The sequence below is a fragment of the Paenibacillus sp. KS1 genome (assembly GCF_001680695.1).
Lineage (GTDB): Bacteria > Bacillota > Bacilli > Paenibacillales > Paenibacillaceae > Paenibacillus_B > Paenibacillus_B suaedae.
Genome location: NZ_MAIS01000063.1, coordinates 1 through 22808, shown reverse-complemented (window position 1 = coordinate 22808; position 22808 = coordinate 1). Strand labels below are relative to the sequence as shown.

At 42.9% G+C, this 22808-nt stretch carries 27 protein-coding genes; 25 read left to right on the top strand and 2 right to left on the bottom strand.

What is annotated here, in order from left to right; genetic code table 11:
* Window positions 1–39: 39 nt before the first annotated feature.
* From BBG47_RS19310 to cysC, 10 genes are all read left to right on the top strand, one after another.
* Window positions 40–933, top strand: a complete 894-nt coding sequence (locus BBG47_RS19310; RefSeq protein ID WP_065293059.1) for an NrtR DNA-binding winged helix domain-containing protein — start codon at window positions 40–42, stop codon at window positions 931–933.
* Window positions 933–1484, top strand: a complete 552-nt coding sequence (locus BBG47_RS19305) for a riboflavin biosynthesis intermediates N-glycosidase (protein ID WP_065293071.1) — start codon at window positions 933–935, stop codon at window positions 1482–1484. Before BBG47_RS19310 ends, BBG47_RS19305 begins: the two co-directional genes overlap by 1 nt.
* Before the next feature lie 41 nt (window positions 1485–1525).
* Entirely contained in the window at window positions 1526–2362 is an 837-nt protein-coding gene (locus BBG47_RS19300; protein WP_065293058.1) for a TIGR02452 family protein, read from the top strand.
* Between the two features lie 6 nt (window positions 2363–2368).
* Entirely contained in the window at window positions 2369–2854 is a 486-nt protein-coding gene (locus tag BBG47_RS19295; RefSeq protein WP_065293057.1) for an NTF2 fold immunity protein, read from the top strand.
* 356 nt (window positions 2855–3210) lie between these two features.
* Window positions 3211–4056 carry an STM4015 family protein gene (locus tag BBG47_RS19290; RefSeq protein WP_065293056.1) on the top strand — a complete coding sequence of 282 codons (846 nt, stop codon included), beginning with the start codon at window positions 3211–3213 and terminating at the stop codon, window positions 4054–4056.
* A gap of 2 nt (window positions 4057–4058) precedes the next feature.
* Window positions 4059–5276 (top strand): STM4014 family protein, encoded by a 1218-nt coding sequence (locus BBG47_RS19285; protein WP_065293055.1) that lies wholly within the window; start codon window positions 4059–4061, stop codon window positions 5274–5276.
* Between the two features lie 20 nt (window positions 5277–5296).
* Complete coding sequence (locus BBG47_RS19280) at window positions 5297–6082, top strand: STM4013/SEN3800 family hydrolase (RefSeq protein WP_065293054.1); 786 nt, start codon at window positions 5297–5299, stop codon at window positions 6080–6082.
* Between the two features lie 19 nt (window positions 6083–6101).
* A complete protein-coding gene (locus BBG47_RS19275) occupies window positions 6102–7478 on the top strand; it encodes an STM4012 family radical SAM protein (RefSeq protein ID WP_065293053.1) in 1377 nt (458 codons plus the stop codon).
* On the top strand, window positions 7475–8332 hold the full coding sequence (locus BBG47_RS19270) for an STM4011 family radical SAM protein (protein ID WP_065293052.1): 858 nt from the start codon (window positions 7475–7477) through the stop codon (window positions 8330–8332). The genes BBG47_RS19275 and BBG47_RS19270 overlap by 4 nt, the downstream gene beginning before the upstream one ends.
* A gap of 14 nt (window positions 8333–8346) precedes the next feature.
* Window positions 8347–8856, top strand: coding sequence for an adenylyl-sulfate kinase (cysC, locus tag BBG47_RS19265; RefSeq protein ID WP_083189464.1), 510 nt, complete (start codon window positions 8347–8349; stop codon window positions 8854–8856).
* 371 nt (window positions 8857–9227) lie between these two features.
* On the opposite strand, the gene BBG47_RS19260 is transcribed toward cysC, so the two are convergent.
* Window positions 9228–9725 carry a hypothetical protein gene (locus BBG47_RS19260; protein ID WP_065293051.1) on the bottom strand — a complete coding sequence of 166 codons (498 nt, stop codon included), beginning with the start codon at window positions 9723–9725 and terminating at the stop codon, window positions 9228–9230.
* An 863-nt stretch (window positions 9726–10588) separates the two neighbouring features.
* On the opposite strand from BBG47_RS19260, the gene BBG47_RS19255 reads away from it, so the two are divergent.
* The 14 genes from BBG47_RS19255 (at window position 10589) to BBG47_RS19195 (ending at window position 21602) form a co-directional block, all read left to right on the top strand.
* A complete protein-coding gene (locus BBG47_RS19255; RefSeq protein ID WP_065293069.1) occupies window positions 10589–11935 on the top strand; it encodes a lytic polysaccharide monooxygenase in 1347 nt (448 codons plus the stop codon).
* Window positions 11936–12507: 572 nt separating this feature from the next.
* Window positions 12508–13140, top strand: coding sequence for an HAD family hydrolase (locus BBG47_RS19245; RefSeq protein ID WP_065293050.1), 633 nt, complete (start codon window positions 12508–12510; stop codon window positions 13138–13140).
* A 363-nt stretch (window positions 13141–13503) separates the two neighbouring features.
* Window positions 13504–14475, top strand: coding sequence for a glycerophosphodiester phosphodiesterase family protein (locus BBG47_RS19240; RefSeq protein WP_065293049.1), 972 nt, complete (start codon window positions 13504–13506; stop codon window positions 14473–14475).
* Window positions 14476–14750: 275 nt separating this feature from the next.
* The gene (locus tag BBG47_RS19235; RefSeq protein WP_065293048.1) at window positions 14751–15218 is read left to right on the top strand and encodes a hypothetical protein; all 468 of its coding nucleotides are present in this window, start codon (window positions 14751–14753) and stop codon (window positions 15216–15218) included.
* A gap of 122 nt (window positions 15219–15340) precedes the next feature.
* Window positions 15341–15631 carry a hypothetical protein gene (locus tag BBG47_RS19230; RefSeq protein WP_065293047.1) on the top strand — a complete coding sequence of 97 codons (291 nt, stop codon included), beginning with the start codon at window positions 15341–15343 and terminating at the stop codon, window positions 15629–15631.
* 301 nt (window positions 15632–15932) lie between these two features.
* The gene (locus tag BBG47_RS19225) at window positions 15933–16238 is read left to right on the top strand and encodes a hypothetical protein (RefSeq protein WP_175400585.1); all 306 of its coding nucleotides are present in this window, start codon (window positions 15933–15935) and stop codon (window positions 16236–16238) included.
* 242 nt (window positions 16239–16480) lie between these two features.
* The gene (locus BBG47_RS19220) at window positions 16481–17323 is read left to right on the top strand and encodes a hypothetical protein (RefSeq protein ID WP_065293045.1); all 843 of its coding nucleotides are present in this window, start codon (window positions 16481–16483) and stop codon (window positions 17321–17323) included.
* A gap of 349 nt (window positions 17324–17672) precedes the next feature.
* Window positions 17673–18350, top strand: a complete 678-nt coding sequence (locus BBG47_RS19215; RefSeq protein ID WP_065293044.1) for a response regulator transcription factor — start codon at window positions 17673–17675, stop codon at window positions 18348–18350.
* Window positions 18347–18847, top strand: a complete 501-nt coding sequence (locus tag BBG47_RS30810) for a HAMP domain-containing protein (protein ID WP_254659870.1) — start codon at window positions 18347–18349, stop codon at window positions 18845–18847. The genes BBG47_RS19215 and BBG47_RS30810 overlap by 4 nt, the downstream gene beginning before the upstream one ends.
* 72 nt (window positions 18848–18919) lie before the next feature.
* Window positions 18920–19369, top strand: a complete 450-nt coding sequence (locus BBG47_RS30805; RefSeq protein WP_254659869.1) for a sensor histidine kinase — start codon at window positions 18920–18922, stop codon at window positions 19367–19369.
* Between the two features lie 83 nt (window positions 19370–19452).
* A complete protein-coding gene (locus BBG47_RS30800) occupies window positions 19453–19878 on the top strand; it encodes an ATP-binding cassette domain-containing protein (protein WP_254659868.1) in 426 nt (141 codons plus the stop codon).
* Window positions 19817–20077 (top strand): ATP-binding cassette domain-containing protein, encoded by a 261-nt coding sequence (locus BBG47_RS30795; protein ID WP_254659871.1) that lies wholly within the window; start codon window positions 19817–19819, stop codon window positions 20075–20077. The genes BBG47_RS30800 and BBG47_RS30795 overlap by 62 nt, the downstream gene beginning before the upstream one ends.
* Window positions 20074–20859: an ABC transporter permease gene (locus BBG47_RS19200; RefSeq protein WP_065293043.1), complete on the top strand. Its 786-nt coding sequence runs from the start codon at window positions 20074–20076 to the stop codon at window positions 20857–20859. The genes BBG47_RS30795 and BBG47_RS19200 overlap by 4 nt, the downstream gene beginning before the upstream one ends.
* Window positions 20856–21602 (top strand): ABC-2 transporter permease, encoded by a 747-nt coding sequence (locus BBG47_RS19195; RefSeq protein WP_065293042.1) that lies wholly within the window; start codon window positions 20856–20858, stop codon window positions 21600–21602. Before BBG47_RS19200 ends, BBG47_RS19195 begins: the two co-directional genes overlap by 4 nt.
* A 125-nt stretch (window positions 21603–21727) precedes the next feature.
* Here BBG47_RS19195 and BBG47_RS19190 read toward each other — a convergent pair whose 3' ends face one another.
* Window positions 21728–22129: a hypothetical protein gene (locus BBG47_RS19190; RefSeq protein WP_065293041.1), complete on the bottom strand. Its 402-nt coding sequence runs from the start codon at window positions 22127–22129 to the stop codon at window positions 21728–21730.
* Window positions 22130–22299: 170 nt separating this feature from the next.
* Between BBG47_RS19190 and BBG47_RS19185 the strand changes: the two genes are divergently transcribed.
* Window positions 22300–22629 (top strand): hypothetical protein, encoded by a 330-nt coding sequence (locus BBG47_RS19185; protein ID WP_254659867.1) that lies wholly within the window; start codon window positions 22300–22302, stop codon window positions 22627–22629.
* The last annotated feature ends 179 nt before the right edge of the window (window positions 22630–22808 follow it).

The window sequence follows — 22808 nt, the reverse complement described above, 5'->3', positions numbered from 1 at the left end:
CTGCACGGCTAGAATAAATAACAATGGAGGTAAAGACGCTTGAATTTGTTGGATCGCGATGGACTTACGGAAAGTGAATTTTTCGAGCAGTACCGTGTCGGGGATTACGAACGGCCTTCGGTGGCGGCGGACGTGGTTATTTTCACAGTAACGAAAACGGAGGTGGACAGCTACCGCAAACTTCCGGAAAAAGAGCTGCGTATATTGCTCATTCGCCGCGGTGGTCATCCATTCTTGGGCAGTTGGGCGCTTCCAGGCGGATTCGTCCGGCCGAATGAGATGACGGAGCAGGCGGCGGTGAGGGAGCTGCGCGAGGAAACGGGTGTGGATGACGTATATTTGGAGCAGTTGTACACCTTCAGCGATGTTGGTAGGGATCCCCGCACATGGGTGATGAGCTGCAGCTACATGGCCTTAATTAACAGCGATCAGGTACAGCTGAAAGCAGGGGATGACGCTGTCGGCGCAGCCTGGTTCAAGGCAACCTATCGGCTCCTACGTGAGCGTAAAGAGTTTATTGAGGATGGGTTTGTGAAAACAATGGAATACGAGCTCAAGCTAAGCAGCGAAGAGGAAGAGCTTACGGCAGTTGTGGAATGGACGATGACGTCAAAGCCGGCCTCGTCGTCGACCTCTTACTCCATCGTATCAAATCACGGATTGGCTTTTGATCATGCGAAGATTATCGCCTGCGCTATTGAGCGACTGCGGGGAAAAGTGAATTATACCGGCATTGCGCTGCACTTGATGCCGCACCTCTTTACTTTGACGGAGCTGCAGCAGGTTTACGAGGTGATCTTGGACAAAGAATTATTGAAAGCCGCCTTCCGGCGTAAAGTGGCGCATCTTGTAGCGGAGACCGATCATTATACTGAAAATGCGGGACACCGTCCTTCCCGCTTGTTTCGAAGAAATTTGGAGGAATATCGATGATGATATACAATATCGAGCAGTTAAGAAAAGCATATATTGCAGGTAAAACGTTCAAGTTTGTCTTCTTCTGGGGCCATACTCCGCCAAAAGACGGCGGGGTTGACAAAAGCTGTTTTAGCCAATGGTGGATGAGCCCTTTCGTGGTAGAGGGACACGAGTATTCCTGTGTCGAGCAGTTTATGATGTCCGAGAAAGCAAGACTTTTTGAAGATGGCGAAATGTTGGACGCGATTCTTAAAGCTAAGCATCCTAAGGAGATGAAAGCCTACGGGCGTGCAGTTAGAAACTTCGACAAGGATATTTGGGACAACGAATGCTATGGCATCGTTAAAAGAGGCAATTTGGCCAAATTTTCGCAGAATCCGAAGCTTGGCGAATATCTCAAGTCAACGAAAAACCGTATTCTCGTTGAAGCCAGCCCACGGGATCGCATTTGGGGAATCGGCATGGGACAGTCCAATCCGGATGTGGAGAATCCACTAATATGGCGTGGTAGGAACCTACTCGGATTTGTGCTGACCGAAGTGAGAGACGAATTACTACGAGATTAACATCTACCGGATTTGTTATTGATGAAAGAAGAGGGAATGAAATGAAACGAAAAGAAATTGCTGAGGAAACATTACGAATACAGCGGCAAGGCTTCTATGAATATAAGGGGCGGCGGGTAGAATTCGCCACTGCACAAAAGCAATCCGAGGCAAATAGCGAGCTGATTACACCGGAACAGGGAGAGACACTGGTACGGGGAAATGACGAGCTGCCTAAGTTGCCGCAAGAACCCGTTTATTCTGTCGCCAACAAGACCACAGTAAAGTCGATCTTGGATTTTGCGGAGCTAGGGAAAGGGCGCGTCGGCGTGTTAAACTTTGCTAGCGCAAAAAATCCCGGAGGTGGATTTTTAAACGGGGCGATGGCTCAGGAAGAAAGCCTGGCGGCCTCCAGCGGATTATATGAAACACAGCTGCGCAATGAACGTTATTATAAGGCTAATCGGGCCTGTAAATCGATGATGTATACGAATCACGCCATCTATTCCCCGGACGTAGTGTTTTTCCGTAACCAGCGGTTCGATCTTATAGAGCGGCCGGTGACAGCTTCAGTATTGACTCTGCCCGCCGTGAATTATGGGCAGGTTCTGCTTAAGGGAGAGGATCCCCGGAAAGCGGAATGTATGATGAAAGACCGGATGCGACTGGCCTTAGCCATATTCGCCCAAAAAGGCGATAAGAACCTCATTTTGGGTGCCTACGGCTGCGGTGTTTTCCGGAATGACCCGGTGAAGGTAGCAGGATGGTGGCGGGAGCTGCTGAAGGATGAAGGCTTAGGATACCTATTTTCGGAAATTCGTTTTGCAGTCTTGGACACTTCCAAAGAGGGCAAGTGCATTCATGCTTTTGAAAAGGAGTTCAATGGGAACAGAGGGTGAATCAAAATGAGCTTTATGGATGCTTTGGAGCAAATAATAGCTGAGCAGGAGCAAGAACGCGACCGGCTTCGAGTTAATCAAATCACCGTACGGGCTGACTATAAGAAAAAGAGTAAAAGCAATGTTTATCAAAAGGAAAAAGTTATTGAATATGGATTTGTAGAACGTGATTTGGATGATGAGAATTTATATGGCAGGTTTGAGCTCTATTTCGCCGATCGCGACACTCTTCTCCAGGATAATCGGTTTGGAGATGAAACTGCTTTTGGTGAGCTTACAGATGTACATGCAGTTGCAACGGCAATCTTCCCCTATTTAGCAGAGCATTATCCCCGTTTTTTGGAGGAAACACCCTTTGCTATCAGCTATAACCCTATTGCAGAAGCTTGGATTATCGAGGGAACTCTTCCTCCGGGATCTTTTGGCGGTGTCATTTATATTGCTCTTGCAAAAGAAAATGGGAGGATGCTCATGATGTATGCAACAAGATAAATTACAAATAAAATGAGCAGATTTCAGCGAGGTAATAGCACTCGTAAATCATATGAAAAACTCTATAGAGTCCTATCTTAGTGTCTGAACATGATTTGAATTTGAAAGGCTTAGATTAACCGCGCAAAATGCGGTTTTTTTGCTTTATGTCATCAACTTCATGTCATTTTCATTTGACAAGAACATAAGGAATTAGTTATATGCAATTTTGGCTTTCACAGAAAGAGATACGGCTTGTCGGATCCCTTCCGCAAGGCAATTACTTTAGGGGATATTTATGGATTGGAAACATTTGATACTTACAAGTGTGGCTATTATAATGAACAAGTTAGTATTCATTTTCAGGAGGTAATGTTATGTCCGAATGTAAACTATCTGTCGATTATGATCAATACGAGGATGGTGTCAAAATCGTAGATTTAATAGAGGAGCTTGCAGGCAAGGATGAGAGCTTGCAGCTTGAAAGTCTCATAATCGGTGACTGGGGCGGCGCCTATGAGGATGATTCCAGTGTAGTTGTCGAAGCTCTTGTTCGGTTAAAAGACCGCTTTCCGCAGCTGCGGAGCTTATTTATTGGCGATATGTCCTCTGAAGAATGCGAGGTTTCTTGGATTAATCAATCTAACCTAGGGCCGATTCTATCTGCTTATCCTGAGCTTCGATCACTCACCATTAAAGGGAGCACAGGTCTTAGTCTTATTCCGGCTCACCACGACAAACTAGAGGAGCTTACTATTATTTGCGGCGGGCTTGGAACAGACGTCATTACTAGCATAAGTGAAGGCAGTTTCAAAAATTTGAAGAAGCTGGAGCTTTATTTAGGGGTAGAGGAGTATGGATTTGACGGAAGTCTCGCGGATGTGCTCCAGTTGATTGAACCTGGAAAGTTCCCTCAGCTTTCCTATCTTGGGCTCAAAGACAGTGAAATTCAAGACGAAATCGCTATTGCAGTAGCCGATGCACCGATTCTTGATCAACTACATACGTTGGATCTTTCTATGGGGACGTTGACAGATAAGGGAGCGGAAGCTCTTATCAATAGTGAAAAGATATTGAAACTGAAGTCGCTTGATTTAAGCTATCATTACATGTCAGATGCAATGATGAATCGTTGGAAGCAGTCAGGCCTCAATGTAGATATCAGTGATCAACAGGATTCTGATGAAGACGAGGATTATCGCTATCCTTCATTGACGGAATAACGATGAAATCGATGATTATCATTGGCAATTCCGGCAATAGAAGAACAACCGGACTACAAGCAGCAAGAACTCGGCTGGGGTTGCCCCCAGCTCTTGTTTTGAATTATTTAGATGTGTTGCAGGGAAATGCATCCTTGAGTTCGGTTGCACAGAGCTTGGGGCAAACGTTGGATGAACCTCCATTGCTGCGGCTTGACGCGCCCGGGGAACATTTTGAAGTGGAACGTGAGCTTATTGCACTTGGCGCCCCTGATTCGGCCAACACCCATATAGACGAGCGATGGCTTAGATATAACAAGTGCGTTGTTCAGCCTATCTCGGTAAGGATGGCCAAAGGGTTGGAGGAAAATAAGGGAGAGCTGTATCATCCTTCCCAGTGGTTTCGTGGGTATTGCAAGCTGTTATCTCAACTGGACAGGGAGGCAGCACAGCTGTGGAATACGCCACGTTGGATGAATGCTCCCGAGGATATAGCCGCAATGTTCGATAAAAGGTATACTCACCAGATCTTATCATCGGCTGGATTACCGGTACCTAGAAGATTAGCTGCACCGGAAGACATACCGGATTACAATATACTTCGGGATGTTATGGCAAAAGAGCGCATATATCGTTTATTTATTAAGCTAGCAACGGGTTCCGGCGCATGTGGTGTGATCGCATATCAGGAAAACCCCATTACAGGTGCAGAATCGGCCGTGACTACGATAGGTGTGGAGAACTATCTACGTAGACCTCCTATATTTTATAACGTAAAAAAGCTGGTGAACTATAAAGAACGCCAAGTCATTCGCCAAATCATCAACTGGTTATTGGAACAAGGCGCTCATGTAGAGCAATGGATTCCGAAAGCGTCTTATCGGGATCGCACCTTTGATATCCGGCAACTTGTCGTAGAAGGTAAAGCGTGTCATAGTATTGCAAGGGTAAGCAGAACACCTATAACGAATCTGCATCTTGATAGTGATCGAATGAGCTTGGATGAAATCGGCTTGTCTGACAATCTTCAAGCTGCCGTACGACAATGCGCTGAACAAACGCTATCGGTATTTCCACGTTCTACTGTCGCAGGCATAGATGTGTTATTGAGCAGCGGTTCCTATAGACCTTATGTATTGGATGTTAATCCGTTCGGAGATTTACTGTACCATAGTCATTATGAAGGACATGATCCCTATGAATGGGAAATGAGAATGGCTACACTCTCTACGACTATCTAAAATGGAAGAGGATCACCACGATGTTTAACATGAATGAAATTGTAGGCAGTCACGATATTCTGATGATTACGCTGGATACACTGCGATATGACGCCGCTGTGTTGGAGGAAGCAAACTGTCCGAATTTGTGCGGGACCGGGCATTGGGAAAAGCGACATACACCAGGCAGCTTCACTTATGCTGCTCATCATGCTTTCTTTGGCGGATTTCTGCCAACTCCGGCTACGACAAATAAGGCAGAGCATGTACGATTGTTTCATTCGAAAAATACGGGATTAAAGACACATCCGTATACATGGCAATTTGATACAACGGATATCGTATCTGGATTGCAAGCTGTGGGCTACCGTACGATTTGTATAGGCGGAGTTATCTTCTTTACCAAAAAGGTTCCGCTAGCCAAAGTTCTTCCAAGCTACTTCCAAGAAAGCTATTGGCGGATGACCTTTGGGGTTACAAATCAACGCTCGACAGAGCATCAGGTGAACCATGCCATCAAGCTCCTGCATAATTCGAATCAGACGGAACGCCTGTTTCTATTTATGAACGTATCAGCGATTCATGGGCCCAATCATTATTTTGTACCAGGAGCAAAGAAAGACTCATTAGAGACACAGCGCGCAGCACTTCGATATGTTGACGGTGAGCTTGGTCGATTATTTCAGGCATTCAGAGAACGGGAACGACCTGTATTTTGCATGGCGTTCTCTGATCATGGAACCGCCTTCGGTGAAGATGGCTACAACGGCCATAGGCTAGCGCATGAGGTCGTGTGGAACGTGCCTTATCGCGAATTTATTTTGTAAGGTGAGAGGAGGAAACATGATGAGCCATACGGTCTACCCTAATTACACGGATATCATCCAGAATTCAGAGGCTCTGCGCAGTTGGAAGGAAAACCTCACATCAGAGCCTTACCGGTCTTATTTATATGCTTATCCACACAAAACCTCCTATCGAGAATTGGAGAGGAAGCTGCCGCTTTCCGAACTGTGGAGCCGAGAAAAGGCAGATTCACTCTTTTTATATATGCATATCCCGTTTTGTGGAGCACGCTGCGGATTTTGCAATTTATTCACGTTGCCTGACAAGAGAGCCGACGTACATACCAATTATGTGGATGCATTGGAGAGACAAGCTGCACAATGGGCTCCACTTATTCCGAATAAGCCGATTGCTAGATTTGCTATTGGAGGCGGTACGCCGACTTTACTCGAGCCTGACCAGCTGGATCGGTTGTTTCATATTGCTCAAAATGTGATGGGCATGAATCCAGCCCAAGCTTCCATCTCGGTAGAGACATCTCCCGAAACGATAACCACCGAACGCTTGAATATTTTAAAAAGCAGGCAGGTGGATCGGGTCAGTATGGGCATTCAAAGCTTCGTAGAATTTGAAGCGGACGCGATCTATCGTCCCCAAAAGCCGCAGGAAGTCGAAAGAGCTCTGAAGCAGCTCAAGTTATACCAATTTCCGATCCTAAATCTGGATTTGATTTATGGCCTTCCCGGTCAAACCCATGATTCATGGATTTATTCGCTGGATAAGGCGTTGTCTTATGACCCAGAGGAGTTATTTATTTATCCGCTATATACTCGCGAGCACACGATTGTAAAGCCAGAGCAGATAAGGCAGAGTGGCGAGGATCAGAGGGTAAGCTTCTATCGTGCAGCGCGGGATCGCTTGCTTGCACATGGATATACCCAGTACTCGATGCGCAGATTTGCCAAAGCAGATGCGATTTCGAAAAAATCACTGCTTCCGTATGGTTGTCAGGAAGAGGGCATGATTGGACTTGGCTGTGGCGCACGCTCTTACACAAAAGAGGTTCATTACTCCTCGCGATACAGTGTAGGTCGTTCAGCTACAGCAAGCATCATTGCCGACTACGTGGCTTCAGCCGACTACACCCATGCAGATTATGGCATTGTATTAAGCGAGGATGACCAGCAGCGACGCTTTATACTAAAAGCGCTGCTTCATACGGAAGGCTTGGCATTGAGCAGCTACGTGGAGCGGTTCGGAACGTCATCTCTCGTCGATTATCCCGAGTTGAATCTGCTTGTGCATACGGATCTTGCTGTTATAGAGCATGAGGTGCTTCGGCTGACGGATGAAGGGCTTATGTACTCCGATTCCATAGGAGATTGGTTCATTTCTCCGGATATTCGGGCACGTATGGAAAGCTGTGTACTGTTATGAAAGCGACGATTTATTTTCGCGGGAGCTTGAGCTCATGCAATTATGACTGTCCTTACTGTCCTTTTAGCAAGAACACGGATAGTCCAGAGACATTGGCGAAGGATCGGCTGCAAGTGCAGACCTTTGTCGATTGGGTAAGGAAGCAAGAAGGAAGCGGGCATCAGTTGTCCGTTTTTTTCAACCCATATGGTGAAGGGCTTACGCATAGTTGGTACAGGGAAGCGATGGTCAAGCTGTCCCACATGCAGCACGTTCATAAGGTCGCTATACAAACCAACTTATCCGCTAAGCTCGATTGGACGCGCGAGTTGAATCCGGTTACGGCTGCATTCTGGGTAACGTACCATCCTGGGCAGACGAAGGAAGAACGATTTTTACAGCAATGCGGCAAGCTTTATGAACAAAAAATACCGTTCAGTGTAGGCTGTGTCGGTGTGAAGAGTGCGTTCAACTCCATTTCTTCCTTAAGGAAGGCACTGCCTGTTGATATTTATATGTGGGTGAACGCCTACAAAGATAAACCAGCATACTATTCTGCCGAGGATACAGCATTTTTGACCGATATGGATCCCTATTTTATCCTTAATGCCAGGGATTACGACAGTATGGACAAGCCGTGCCGTGCCGGAAAAAGTGTGTTTTATGTCCAAGGAGACGGGCGCGTAAAGCGTTGCTATAAGGATCGTCAAGTAATCGGAAATTTGTATAAAGATGGGCTTGATGGAATCTCTAAAGAACGCTCGTGTCGTATGAGGCAATGTGATTGTTATATAGGCTATATCCATATGGAGGAGCAGTCGTTCGATTCTATTTACGGAGAACGTGCACTCGAACGAATCGCAATATTAGCATAAAGGGGAACTATGCATTGGTAGGAACGGCAATATGGTTAACAGGGATTCCAAGCTCTGGTAAAACGACAACGGCGTTAGCTTTGTCAGCAGCTCTTCAAGAAAGAGGCGTTAGGGTTGAATGCTTGGACGGCGATGAACTTAGACAAATGGTAGGACGAGAGCTTGGATTCAGTAGAGAAGATCGAATGGAGAATATTCGTCGTGCCGTCTATATTAGCAAGCTGCTGAACCGCAATGGTGTTACGACGATCATCTCCATGATTGCACCCTATTTGGAAATGCGAGACTATGCGCGAGCAGAGCTGGAGCCATACGTTGAAGTGTATGTGCATTGTCCCTTAGAGGATTGTGTGCGCAGAGATGTAAAGGGCTTATATGCAAAAGCAATAAAAGGTGAGATAACAGCATTTACGGGTATTTCTGATGTCTATGAAGCGCCGGAGCACCCAGAAATCACGATACATACGCACTTAAACAGTGTGGAGTCTAATGTGAGTCAAATTTTGGAGTACTTGATGAAATAATGAAAGGAGGGAATGGCATGTTACGATGCTAGCCAGCAAATCATGCATTGGGTCACGATGCGTAATTGGGGGGGATAAGCGAACGACTTCCCGAATTGCTTGTCGGTTCACGGATCAGAGTACGCTTCATTCTTTATTAACCCGTCACGGCTTTCACGTCGAACATCAATATGCTGACTGGGATAAAACGCCGTTCTCTCCGTTATCTTCATCGATCATTAGCGTTTGTAGGAAAGAATAGGAGAGACGTATAATAAACACAATCTCGATTATTAACTAGGACTAAAAATGGTACGTGCCATTAGATAGGATCCGCGCGATGCGCGGTTTTTTATTTGGCTGTTTTCGCAAAGTATCTAAACAGGAATTTTCTATAATGCCCCCAAACACAAAACTACAATTCTATAGGGTGTAGTTTGGGCGGGGATACTCTGTGTGCTAGGTCCATAAATAACAATTAGATCTCGGTTCACAGGGGTTCCTGAAAAGTGTTGCCCATTTGTTAGTACAAGTTGAGTATAGGGAGAAATGATTAATCGTAATTGTCCATCACTACTCTCCAACTCAGTATTAAAATAATCTACTTTTACATTCTGATAGGGGCTATTTTTTACTATGACAATTGCTTGATATTGTGGAGGGTAAATTAGAGGTGCAGGTGCATTTCCGTCATAATATCCAGTCACTTGATCTCCCACTGATACCATTACATGGTCTACAAAATAGGTTTTGGGCGACACCACGAAATTTACGATTTCCCCCAACCCGTTGTCTACAGATATAAATTTAAAACATCCTTCGCCATTTTGCCCTGTAAAAAAATCATTAATCATAGTGATAGTCCCGTGAAAAGAATAAAAATTTGTCATTACAATACCTCCTTTTGCTTTATAAAGATAACGTATTATTCGTAACGTCAAATATCCTGTATGTACAGTATGTAGGTTAATAACTATATGATTGTGCAGATGCCTATATAGGAGATTCCTCGTGTTGTGCTAACATCTATTAGCCTTGTAACATACCTTGATGATTCCAACCACTCCACACTTATTAGAGGAACTAATCTTTAACTTTACAGGAGCGGATTTTTGTTTTAATGGTATAAGTTCATGTCCCGAGCAAAGGATAAGAACTTGTATTCATAGCCGATTAGATACCTGCATAAAAAATAAAAGCGGTATTATTTATGTCTTATTGTTCAGAAGGAAAATCCTTTAAAGAAAAGTGCTAATTCATGATACTCCGCTAACATGACTCCAATTGTGACTAAACTCTATAATGCTTATCTATATCGATTCCTCCATATGAGACATGATTCCAATCCCCTGCAAGCTGTATCCATAGGCGTACTTGCTTGGTTTTGATCCCTACATAGTTGCTCGCTATGAATGTCAGCATTCATCAGCAGTTAGCATAGCTGATTCTATATAGTAGAGCAGAGTTGCTCACGCTTAATCTCCCCTCCCCACGAAGATTTCCAACCCGCTTGTCTAAGCTCCTCACGATGTGATTAGGTATTGTTTTTCATGACTTTGTACGAGTATATAAGCTCTAAGGAGTTTGTATAAATCGGTTTAAAAAGGAGTGGATGCCCGCACGTTAACGGTTGTGCACAGCTTTGGCAGGATCCTATTCAAGAGAGGAGGCAGCTCACAAGATCGCGGCAAAGATGGTGTCGAAAACGCAAGGCACATTATGACCAAACCAAATCATGGGAGGTAATGTGATGATGTTTCAAACCCGTTTGGATTCCCGTTTCATCCTCCGATTAATATTGATTGGCGGCGGATTGTTGCTCGTATTCGCTTGTATGTTCGCGTTCTCGAAGACCTTGTCAGCCCACGGATATATCAATGATCCAGCCAGCCGCGCGATCCAGTGTAAAAACGGATTGAATACCAACTGCGGCCCGATCGTCTATGAGCCTCAGAGCCTGGAGGGGCCGAAAGGTTTTCCTGCTGCCGGGCCCCCTGACGGCAAAATTGCCAGTGCCGGCCTTGCCGGCTTCGCCCCGCTTGATCAGCAATCAGCTACTCGCTGGAACAAGGTGAGCATGAAGAGCGGCACCAACAACTTTACTTGGATTTTTACTGCTCGTCATGCCACGACAAGCTACCGGTATTTCATCACCAAGCCGGATTGGAATCCCAATGCACCGTTGACCCGCGCCCAGTTTGATCTGACTCCGTTCTGCACGATTAACGGGAATGGCCAGCAGCCGCCGGCTACGTTAACCCAAACCTGCAATGTGCCGCAAAGAGACGGCTACCATGTTATCCTCGGGGTGTGGGATATCGCGGATACCCAAAATGCCTGGTACATCGTCATCGATGCCCAATTCGGTCCTGGCGACAACATTGCGCCTACGGCGCCGACTAATTTGGCAGTCAGCAACGTTGGCACAACGACGGCTACACTGACTTGGGGGGCCTCGACAGACAACATTGCCGTCACGGGTTATGAGGTGTACAACGGCGTCAATGTCATCGCCACGGTTCCTGGCAATCAGACGAGCGCCAATCTCACCAATCTATTGGCAGGCACGACTTATAATCTAGCTGTGAAGGCGTTCGACGCTTCCGGTAATCGGTCACCGCTCAGCAATAGTGTCCAGTTTACGACCACGAAATTACCGGTCGACGTGACGCCGCCGACCAATCCGACCGGCCTCCATGTGATGGGCACCCCGACGTCGACGTCAGTGACGTTGATGTGGAATGCATCCACAGATGATTCCGGTATCGCTGGTTACCGGATTTACAACGGCAACACGGTGATCGCTACTGTCACTGGAACGGCAACAGAGAAGGTCGTTACCGGTTTGTCGCCGAACACGCAATATACGTTTACGGTACGCGCTTACGACCCGTCGAACAACGAATCTGGCAACAGCAATGCTGTGACGGTGTCAACGGCCGACGGTCCGAGTGCAACGCCATGGGCTCCAAATACCGCTTATGTGGTCAATGCGCTTGTATCCTATAACGGCAAGGTGTACAAATGCATCCAGAACCATACCTCCTTGCCGGGTTGGGAGCCGAGCAACGTGCCCGCGCTCTGGCAACTGCAACCGTAAACGCAGGCTTTAGAATAGCAGGAAGCCCGCCGCTTGCAAAGAGCGTCGGGCTTCCTGATGATGGTCGAAATGGGGAGTAGGATAAAGGAATTATTGCGGATCCGTACGCCTCATCCCAAAATGCTATGGAAGGTGTTCAAGGCAACTTCATAAACAACGGGCAGATCAGCCTCGGGGTTAATTTTAATCTGTACCGGGTTACCCCGACCGGAGATGTGCTGGTAGGGAGTAATTCGACGAATACCATTCCGGCTGGTCAATATGCACGTCTCAAGATTCCTCTGGCTTCGAATCAACCCGACGGACAGTATAGACTTGTCTTAAGTTCACCAGGTGACTTCACCGTCGTTGCCTATCTGGGCTACAATTAACGTTAAAAACCTCCTCGGCCACATTTCTCCTTACGGTGGCGATGGAGGTTTTTCTTATTTTTACTATATTAACGAACTCATATGTCTTTTAACAAAGTTAGATGCTTTCGGAATTAATTTATCTATTGACCTGAAATGGATTTCATACTTTAGCATACAAATAGGAGTTCTTTTTAAATATGCAAAAGGAGGATGATAACCATGTATACAACAATTATTTTTGATATTGATGGAACATTAATAAATACAGAACAAGCGGTGTTGAGATCCTTGCAGAAGCTGCTAAAGATTAACTATGATCGGGAAGTTGACTTCTCAGAACTTGCTTTTGTGCTAGGGATACCAGGTTCTGTCTCCTTGAAACGACTGGGCATTAAGGATAATGACATCGAATATGCCAATCATTGTTGGAATGAGTTTATGGGGGATTATAAACATACAATCCATGTTTACGAAGGTATTCAACAATTGCTTGCGAGTCTGAAAGAACATTCTATTTCTACCGGGGTAGTCACATCCAAGACGAAACAAGAATTTGTCGACGATTTTGTTCCGTTTGGTCTTGATCAATATATGCAATACGTAATATGTGCAGATGATACAACCTTGCACAAGCCTAATCCCGAACCATTACTAAAGTTTCTGGATATCTCGGAGGCGAAATCTGGGGCATCCATATACATCGGCGACACCATTTATGATTCTGAATGTGCCAGAGACGCTGGTGTTGACTTTGGACTAGCTTTGTGGGGATGTAAGCATGGGGATTCTATTCCAGCAAAGTATAAGTTCAACCATCCACTGGACATGCTTACACTTTTAAATCTCCAGTAAAGGATGCATCACATCTAAAACTTCTCATCTGCGATTGAATAGATGAGAAGTTTTTTATATATGTAAGTGATATTTATAGTTAAAGAGCTTAGATTAGTTCAATCGGACTTATCGGCAATGTAAAAATTCATCTCAACTATCTGATGATTCCACTTTGACACCTGCTTGTCGGGGACAAGAACATGATCCCATTTATAGTCGCTATTAGCGGATTTTTTAAGATTGATTTTTCAGATAGTCGTTATCTAGATTACATTTTTATACATTGAACTGTATTAAAGGTTCTAATACTCTTAGAAAAAAGGGTATAACATTGTAAATTCATTTTAAAGTAAGAAAAGAAAAAGAAGGAAAGGATAAGCAATGAAAAAAATAAAAAATAAAAAGACATATATCATTTTGGGGATAACCCTTTTGGTTGTTATGGTTTGGATGAATAATACGAGTCTATTTTACTCGAAAGATACAAATTATAAGATTCTAGCTCATAGAGGGTTGGCTCAAACCTTTGATATTTCACAGGTAGAGTATGATACGAATACAGCTGAAATCATTTATCCGCCTGAGCACCCTTATTTAGAAAATACAATTCCTTCTATGAAGGCAGCATTTGATAATGGTGCTGACGTAGTGGAATTAGATATTCAGTTAACGAAGGATCATCAATTAGCTGTTTTTCATGATTTTACTTTAGAGTATAGAACAGATGGTAAAGGTGAAGTCAAAGATTATAAAATGAACGAATTGAAGAAACTAGATGTCGGCTATAGATATACGGCTGATAATGGTGAGAGCTATCCGTTTCGTGGCAAAGGCATTGGTATGATGCCAAGCTTAGATGAGGTGTTTGCAGCTTTTCCTAATAAAGAGTTTTTAATTCATGACAAAGATGGAGATATGGAAACAACAAAAGTATTGTGGCATTCTTATTTAAGCAAATTGTCTAAGAATCAATTAGATAAAATAACAGTTTATGGTGATGGAGATAGCGAAGGGTTTGATTATTTACGTTCAAAACATGCAGAGTTGAAATTGCTGACGAAAACAATGATGAAAAACGCACTTTTAAAATACGAATTATTAGGTTGGACGGGATATATTCCGAAAGAATTGCATAATATGGAGCTTCATTTGCCTTTAAATTATGCGAAGTTCTTATGGGGTTGGCCAAATAAATTTATTGATAGAATGGAATCTGTCAACACGCGAGTCGTAATCGTAGAGGGAAATGGTAAATGGTCAGAAGGATTTGATACAAAAGAAAGCCTTGAAAAAATTCCAGCAGGATATCAGGGCTATATATGGACAAATAGGGTTGATAAAGTTACTAAATGATTAAATTCATCAAAAATAGTTGATTCTTCATTATAAGGAATCGTATTTCTTATGTTATTAAAGGGCAGGATTCCTGTTGTGAAAAGATAAAAATCCCATCGTAAAGAACCTGGTGGGATTTTTATTATGGGTTCGGGAGCGATAGGCTAAGAGATCGCGGCAATATTCATACGATTGCACGGCCAATGGATCCCCTTGTTTTCATTGAGTCCATGTGAAAACAAGTGTAACATAATGTAATCATTTTACGTCTACGCGATAAAGGGAGGGGTTCGATGCTTCGAAAAATACTGCCGATTGTATTCTTTATCGTAATGTTATTGAGTGCTTGCAGCTCAGATGAAGGCCTTTCCGAACCACAATTGGGTAATACTCCTCCTCAGCCAGAAGTCATCGTTAATGGAGAATCCATTCAGGTGTATCAAAGCTCATACTGTTGGGGAAACACTTGTGCCGATTATATAAGTCCAGAAGAAATGCTTAGGGATAAGGAAAAAGAAACAGTAATTGCGAATGCAACTATTAAGTTTAGGTTTGAAGGAAAACAGCCGACTGAGACAAACCTTTCCAAATTCCATAATGGCGCACATTCTCAAGTAACAATAAGTGAAAACTCCTTTCAAGCTCCTGGAGAAAAAGGTGCTTATTACTATTCTCTTTCTGCAACTTGGCTAAAAGATAAAGAAAAGAGAATTTCTGAAGGTAGTTCAAGCTACGTATTTGTTATCGAAGTGCAAGATTAACTTGTTATTGTAAAACGAAGTATTGTTAAAGAGGCACTGTTCTTTAATCAAAAAAAATTCCATTAAACTAACGGGACACGTTGTTCAATGAAACCAGGGAGCAAACGGTAGGGAGGTATTCAATGATTGTACCTGCTCATTTGGACGGTGCGAAGGTGATAATGTATGTGGATAATGATGTGAACCGTCCAATCGCAAAAATGCTATATGAAGAAGATAATGGCTCTTCTAAGGAAATAATCATTACAGGGTTAGCACTTGCGAAATACGACAATTCCAACAATTATTATCTATTTCTATGCGATAAGAACTGGGAAGTCTATCAAGATTTTGATATGGGATCAATCGAAGAGTCACTCCATAGTTCTATCGCAAGTTTTGAGCTAAACAACAGTGATTGGAAGTATGTATAGATTACGCTAACAAGTCACGATAGTTGATTAAACACATTTTGTTGAGCATGCTACCGAAGCCTGCACACTTATACAGTTGCATGTAAACCCCTTGAAGGACAAAAAAAGGGACGGAGTCCCTTTTTTCAAAGAGTATATTAGATTTTAACTGTACCCGTTTGTCTGTCTGATGCGATAAATAATGGATTTCCAGTTTCAGTATGCTTCACACCTGCATCTGAAGTAGAGATGATACCAATAGAAATCATCAAAAATAATAATAAGGTACTTAACAATAAGCTTGTGGAAAAAGATTGGGAGCTTGAACTTTTCAAAAAGCACCACACCCCTTACATGGTTTTTTAACCGTTTGGAAGATAACAGCAGACAGAAGCAATTCGAGAAAATCGTCTTGCAAATAAAAGAGCATATGGAGCATCCAACATTGTCACTCTATATCACCCAGAATGATAATCTCATCGATGTACGGCAATTTTATCGTCGAGGTGATGGAAATATCGGCTACGGCTTGTACCCTTATGCTGAAGATGAGAAAGGGCATTGGGGTGATAATTTGGGTGTCGGCTTATGGGTATATCGCGAGGATTTTCATCGGAATGGAAAGTGATCCTGAACCATTGGTCTATATTAGCAATCAGTAACCCATCCAGCGCTGAATTTATTGATTATGTAGGTCGATGGGTGGCAGCAACGCTAAGCATGTGGATGAAATTGCTATCGAAGGGAATCTGTAATCTTCTAAAACTAAAGGAGATAGAGGCGCTGGATGTTGGGCACTGATTCCAGTGTTTTTTATGTGATACAATAAGGGAAAGGGTAGAAGTTGGCAATTAGGAACGGAGGGCAAGCTTGCTTACGTGGAATAGCGATGTATGGGGAAAGCTGACTGGACCGTACAGTTCTGCAGAAAACCTATCTGTGTCATTGCAGCAGCTAATGCAGCATTATAGTCAGGAGATTTTTGATGAAATCTTCCAAGAGTACTTGTACCATCAAAATACGATATATACGGCTACATATGCAGCGATGCCGTTTTTGGCACAAATAGCATGTTCTACATCTGATGCGGAAGTGCGCAAAGAGCTGTTTGTAAATTGCGGTATAATCGAGGCAAGCCGTGATGGGCACGATGAGGAGCCATTTCCGGAAGCTTGGGCTGAACTGGCTGAAGATGTAGGCAGATCTGCCTGTACTGAATTGTATCGTGAATATATAAAGGCCATTGGAAAAATCAAGGCGCTTACAAAGGAAGTATTCAACTACACGGCCCGTCATTCCATCGATGAGACGGAGAAACGTTTTATTCTTGCTGCGGATGCCGCTTATCGAGGTTCGTATATGCTTGCCGATATGCTGATGACTTTTATTATCGGTGATGAGTATGTGGCCGTGTGTCCGGCCTGCGAAAAAGATGTATTCATCTGGCCTCATGTAGATCATTCTGTAGAAGTCGAAATACTTCAAGCCTATGAACAAGATCCCGTCTTTCACACTGATCAGGAATCCCATGTGATCGTCCCGGTTACGTCATTTGCAGATGAAGAATTACGAACATTAGCGGAGCGGGCGGAAGCGATCGGGGAGCAAACATTGGTTAGGCATTTGTATTATTTAGCGGGGGAAACATTATGTCCATCCTGCCGTGAGAAAATTTCCGTATGGCCGTCTTTACTTAGCACATTTTCAGAGTAGAGCGCAAGTTGTTAACCAATTGGATTTCTAGGAGCTGTCACGCCGCGACAAGCTCCTTCTTATTTTTCGCCGATAGCCCCTTTGAGGTGAACCTTATTACAAGTAGGGCGAAAATACGATCCTTAACTGTTAGAAGTGATAACTGCGCTGCAGTATCTGAACTTAAAATTAATTTAGAGGCAAGTTGTTTAATGATGTAACGCATGGTGATAGTGCTTTAGATGGGCCTCTTTTTTATGAAACTCTATTAACGAACGTTAAAATTGTCTTAACTGGAAACCATTTTTTTTAGATTGTGTTATTGTTATTCTGTCTAATGGTGAACCCAATTTAGAGAGAGGGATGTTACTTGAAAAGAAACGTATTATATATTGAAGATAATGAGAAAATAGGCAGTTGGGTAAAAGAAGAATTGGAACAGCGAGGATTTTCAGTTCAGTGGCTGCTTTCTGGTGAAGGAGCCGAAAAAGAAGTACATCAGCATGAAGTAGTTATTTTGGATATCATGTTACCCGGGTTAGACGGATTTACGGTGGGAAAACGATTAAAGAAAGCAGCTCCTGCTGTTCCTATTTTGCTGTTATCTGCTCGAACATCGATAGATGACAAGGTAGATGGTTTGCAATTTGCTGATGACTATGTAACAAAACCATTCCATACGGATGAATTGGTTGCAAGATTAGAAGTATTAATCCGCCGAAGAGGTGGAACACATTCCGAACGCATTTCATTAGGAGATCATATTGAAGTAGATCCGGAAGTCCAAATGGTATATGACAAACGCACAGGAGAAGAAATTATATTGACTGGGAAACAACATCAAATTTTAATGTACTTCTTACGCCACCCCAATCAAGTTCTACCAAAAGAACAAATCTATGAAGCAATTTGGCAAGAAACTTATATCACTGGTGATAAAACAATAATAGTACATATCCATCGACTGCGTCAAAAACTGGAACGTCATCCCGATTCTCCAGAGATTATTGAAACGTTGAAGGGAATAGGCTATCGGGTGAAACTATGAAACAGAATAGATCATTATTTCGTCGTTTTCTAAAAGTACATTTTCTATTTATCTTTCTTCCTCCCATTGTGCTTATTTTCTTTAGTGCGTTTGTTTGGTTTTCTATCAATGGAGATTCTATCAATAGTGAAGATCTAAATACGTTACATCTATTTTACGTTACCTTGCTATTGTTTGGTTTAATTATTGTCGCATTTGTTATATTATCTTGGCTGTTCTTCTTGAAACTTCAAAAACGTCTCGCCCGCTTACAAGAAGTCATGTCATCTTCTGCTAAAAATAACTCATTTCCGAAACCCATATCTGTTCAAGCGGATCGAATGGATGAGATAGACCAGTTAGGAAGTTCTTTTAATTGGATGATTCAGCAGCTTGAAGACAGTCGTAAACAAGCATATGAAGAGGAATTGTTACGACATCGACTCATTGCGAATTTATCTCACGACTTACGAACGCCACTTACCATTTTGAGAGGACATGTCACCAAATTAAACTAAGAATCCATGAGTGTAGAAGGACAAAACTCGTTAACAGAGATCAACTATACGATTACCAGAGTCGGAGATCTAATGGATGATTTACTTACCTATACATTGCTTACCTCAGGAAGACATCCTTTTGGGCCCGTTTCAACAGATATTGGGCGTTTGGTAAGGGCATCTGTTGCTGCGTGGTATCCTGTATTTGAGGAAAAAGAAATTCAGCTCGATGTTGATTTACCGGCAGACGAAACATTTTATTGGGAAGCAGATCCTACATGGATGGCACGGGTTCTGGATAATTTATTTCAGAATATTATTCGCCATGCAGCAGAGGGGAAATATGCAAACATTGTGGTTGATGTAGAAAAAGAACAGATCATTGTTGCAGACAGAGGTCCAGGTATGGATAACTCATCCTATGAGCGTGGAGCGGGGATTGGATTATCGACTTCAAATTATATGTTGAAAAAAATGAAGCTGAAGGCTGACTTTACATCAAATGAAAATGGCACAAGAGTAGCTATTGGTAGAGCGTAACTTAAAGTTAACCCAGAAGTAAACAGCATGATAACCGAGATGTAACTTTGCTTCTTTATAATGAGAACCATAACAGAAAGGGAGTGTTATGGTTGCTTACCATTAATAACTTAGTCAAACATCGCGGAACTGGGGAAATCCTATCAGGTATCAGCTTTAAAGTTAGACCAGGTAGAGTAACTGGTTTTTTAGGTTCAAATGGGGCAGGTAAAAGTTCTACACTTCGCATCCTGCTTGGATTAGATCGTGCCACCTCAGGGAGTGCACTAATTAAAGGCAAGCCATTCGCAGAATTACATAACCCTCTAACAACAGTAGGTGCCGCACTTGATGGATTTGGAGCCCATCGTATGCGAACAGGACGGGCACACTTGCGTTGGATTGCTCGTGCCGCAGGATTGCCTCGTTCACGTGTAGAGGAAGTTCTGGAAATAGTGGGTCTCACGAATGCAGCCGGTAAACGGGCTCGACCCACAAGGAATTCGCTGGATTCGGACATTTTTACGTGAACGTGCTGCGTCTGGTAACACGGTGTTGCTATCCAGTCATCTCATGGGGGAGCTTGCAGAGACGGTTGATGATGTGGTGATTATTAGTCATGGGAAAATCGTTGCAGATGGAACATTGCAAGAAATAATAGGTAATCATTCTACGCTGGAGGAAGCCTTTTTTGCTCTGACATCTGAACATGCAGGTGATGCAATATGAGAGCATTCAACGCAGAATTATCTAAATTGTTCTCCTTGCCGAGCATTTGGCTTGCCTTTATTATTGGAGCATTTGCCCCAGCGGTCATTGCTGCCTTGGACAGTATAGCACAAAAAGAGGAGATTATAGCTGGAGTTAGCACACGGCTATCAGAAGTTGGCTATATTGGATTCGGTCTTGGTGTGCAAGGTGTCATTATTCTTGGTGTGCTTGCTATCAGCAGTGAGTATATGACAGAGAGCAGTGAATCTGGTGGAGGACAACAGATTACCTCAAGTTTAACGGTTGTTCCATCAAGGCTTCATTTTTTGCTGGCAAAAGCAGGCGCTGTGACGGTGATCAGCATACTGCTGTGTATGGTTGCTATGATGACAACTGCGTCAGCAACACATCTTATTCTTGGTGAATACGCCCCTGTATTTGAAGCATCTAGACTTATCGGTGCAGTTTGTTACTGGATATTCACTGCTCTTTTAGCATTTGGGATTACGGTTCTAACTAAGAATGGCATTATCCCGCTTGCTGTGCTCATCATAAATTCATCCGTTGTATCATTTAGTTTCCTGCTTTCTAAGGCTACAAAGTTAGCGTTTTACTTACCAGATCGGGCTGGGCTTGAAATGTTTATGTTTACGAGCGACAATTTTCACGCTCCGTCCACGGGCAGTTTATTCGATAGATTTCACACCCCGTTCACAGGCGGGTTAGTCATGTTTGCCTGGGTAGCCGTTTTTTTCATTGTTGCAGCTATTGTATTCCATAGGAGGGACGTTGCAGCATGAGTGTCTCTTCTGGTAGAAAGATAACACAAATCCTTGGTGCTGAACTGGACAAATTAGTAACATTACCATGGATATGGCTCACTCTTATTGGTACATTCATTGTTAATTTAGTTTTAGCCGCAGCTTTTACTTCTGCTGGTCTACAAGGGGAAGCAGGGACGCAAAGTATACTGAATACAGGGCTTGCTTCTATGGGATATCTTCAAGCAGGGTTCATTATTCTTGGGATCTTAGCTGCTTGTTCGGAGTATACCGGTGGACAGATTCGAACTACATTAACTACTACACCTTGGCGTGGGTTTCAATTATGCGCGAAGCATTTGGCAGCAATAATAACAATTCCTGCGGCTTTTATTATTGCTGCATCAGGTGTACTTTATACTTTTATTAGGATGAGAAACACAGCAGTAGGGTTTGAAATAGACACAATGGTAGAAGCTTTATTTGGTGCAACAGGCTATCTAACATTAACCACACTTCTCAGTGCAGCTGTAGGTGCTTTACTGAGACGAACCACTCCTGCTTTAGTGGTACTGCTTGGTTATTATTTCGTTGTCAGTCCATTGTCGAGAGGTTTTCTACCTAATTATTTACCGGATACGGCAGGATATTATATGTATATGCCGCCTTCCTCTGATGAAATAAATGTCCTTACACCCATGCAAGGGACAGGTATTTCAATGTTATGGACACTGATCTTTATTACAGCAGCTATTGTATTTTACCGTAAACGAGATGCCTAAGGAATGCCCCGCAAAAATCAATAGCCTTTATTATGTAGGCATAATTGATTTGAACATGATGGCTGAGAAAAATGGATTCATTGGTAAAACATAAATAATAGATTAGGAGTTAAGATTGCATTATTTCAATAAATAATCATGTATTTCAGTTTACTAATAAAATTTCTGAGTGGTAGCTCTTCTGGGTCATCATGTTTTTTACCAAATAACATGACTTCGGTCTCTAGATTTTCCTTGTTCATTTCATAAATTGATTTTATTAAGTTCATACTAGGAGAGTCAACAGTACCGTTCTTCCACATTGTGACCATTAGGAGAACTCTAGACTCTCCTTTGTTTTTAAGCGTATTTATTAAGTTTACATAACCACAGTCGGAACCGAACACGTCACGACAGATAGCTACATGTACATTGCCATGGTCAGTAAGTAGTACTGTCGCCTGTGGTGGCATTTCTGAGTTTTGCAAAGGCAATTCTTCAGCAAGAACTGATTTTGCAGTTTCTATCATAGTTTCAAAGTTTATCATTCTCTTATTCCCTTCTAAACAGGTTTTTATGCACTTTTCACTACATTTAAACTCCAAAATGTTTGTTTCTTTTAATTACAAATACAATGAAATATTCCTTGTATTTCTTTATTATTAGCATACGATTACGTACAGGATTTTAACAAGTCTTTATCCGTGAAATGCAAGAAATGGTGAAACTCTTGAATCCTTATGGGAATGAGTTGATTCAAATCCTTGATGGAGAGATGCAAAAAATCAACCATCCCGAGTTGGGTTTTGCCTACAAAATTAAGTCGGATATTCAGAAATCCACTTACATGAAATATCATCTGGCTAAAGCTAAAGTTTATGCCGAAGAGAGTGAGAAAAGTGGGTACCGCTTTGTTGGATATGAAGATTTAGAATTATCAACTCAATTGCTTCTAAAGGCAGCCGTGAAACGTGGGATTACGTTCAAATTAATAGACCGTGACGAGAACTTCGTCCTGCTTACAGGGGAGATCATAAGGAATATGTAAAGCAGGCTACCAAGACGTCGCTTGATTCCTACAGTACGGTATTGATCATGGAAAATAAAATTGTGACGAAAGAAGTCCTGAAAGAGCATGGTATTCGCGTACCAACTTTAACCCAGCCATCCATATCCACTGCTATCCTTATAAGGGGAAGAACCGTAAGGCGGATGAGAAAATTCTCG

What these genes read in the sequence shown, in the direction of transcription:
- BBG47_RS19275 (WP_065293053.1), top strand. Translation starts at nt 6,102, where the DNA reads ATGAGCCATACGGTCTACCCTAATTACACGGATATCATCCAGAATTCA.
- BBG47_RS19305 (WP_065293071.1), top strand. Translation starts at nt 933, where the DNA reads ATGATATACAATATCGAGCAGTTAAGAAAAGCATATATTGCAGGTAAA.
- BBG47_RS19195 (WP_065293042.1), top strand. Translation starts at nt 20,856, where the DNA reads ATGAGTGTCTCTTCTGGTAGAAAGATAACACAAATCCTTGGTGCTGAA.
- BBG47_RS19280 (WP_065293054.1), top strand. Translation starts at nt 5,297, where the DNA reads ATGTTTAACATGAATGAAATTGTAGGCAGTCACGATATTCTGATGATT.
- BBG47_RS19285 (WP_065293055.1), top strand. Translation starts at nt 4,059, where the DNA reads ATGAAATCGATGATTATCATTGGCAATTCCGGCAATAGAAGAACAACC.
- BBG47_RS19260 (WP_065293051.1), bottom strand. Translation starts at nt 9,725, where the DNA reads ATGACAAATTTTTATTCTTTTCACGGGACTATCACTATGATTAATGAT.
- BBG47_RS19295 (WP_065293057.1), top strand. Translation starts at nt 2,369, where the DNA reads ATGAGCTTTATGGATGCTTTGGAGCAAATAATAGCTGAGCAGGAGCAA.
- BBG47_RS19235 (WP_065293048.1), top strand. Translation starts at nt 14,751, where the DNA reads ATGCTTCGAAAAATACTGCCGATTGTATTCTTTATCGTAATGTTATTG.
- BBG47_RS19185 (WP_254659867.1), top strand. Translation starts at nt 22,300, where the DNA reads ATGGTGAAACTCTTGAATCCTTATGGGAATGAGTTGATTCAAATCCTT.
- BBG47_RS19230 (WP_065293047.1), top strand. Translation starts at nt 15,341, where the DNA reads ATGATTGTACCTGCTCATTTGGACGGTGCGAAGGTGATAATGTATGTG.
- BBG47_RS30810 (WP_254659870.1), top strand. Translation starts at nt 18,347, where the DNA reads ATGAAACAGAATAGATCATTATTTCGTCGTTTTCTAAAAGTACATTTT.
- BBG47_RS19255 (WP_065293069.1), top strand. Translation starts at nt 10,589, where the DNA reads ATGTTTCAAACCCGTTTGGATTCCCGTTTCATCCTCCGATTAATATTG.
- BBG47_RS30805 (WP_254659869.1), top strand. Translation starts at nt 18,920, where the DNA reads ATGGATGATTTACTTACCTATACATTGCTTACCTCAGGAAGACATCCT.
- BBG47_RS19200 (WP_065293043.1), top strand. Translation starts at nt 20,074, where the DNA reads ATGAGAGCATTCAACGCAGAATTATCTAAATTGTTCTCCTTGCCGAGC.
- BBG47_RS19290 (WP_065293056.1), top strand. Translation starts at nt 3,211, where the DNA reads ATGTCCGAATGTAAACTATCTGTCGATTATGATCAATACGAGGATGGT.
- BBG47_RS19245 (WP_065293050.1), top strand. Translation starts at nt 12,508, where the DNA reads ATGTATACAACAATTATTTTTGATATTGATGGAACATTAATAAATACA.
- BBG47_RS19190 (WP_065293041.1), bottom strand. Translation starts at nt 22,129, where the DNA reads ATGATAAACTTTGAAACTATGATAGAAACTGCAAAATCAGTTCTTGCT.
- BBG47_RS30795 (WP_254659871.1), top strand. Translation starts at nt 19,817, where the DNA reads ATGCAGCCGGTAAACGGGCTCGACCCACAAGGAATTCGCTGGATTCGG.
- BBG47_RS19270 (WP_065293052.1), top strand. Translation starts at nt 7,475, where the DNA reads ATGAAAGCGACGATTTATTTTCGCGGGAGCTTGAGCTCATGCAATTAT.
- BBG47_RS19240 (WP_065293049.1), top strand. Translation starts at nt 13,504, where the DNA reads ATGAAAAAAATAAAAAATAAAAAGACATATATCATTTTGGGGATAACC.
- BBG47_RS19300 (WP_065293058.1), top strand. Translation starts at nt 1,526, where the DNA reads ATGAAACGAAAAGAAATTGCTGAGGAAACATTACGAATACAGCGGCAA.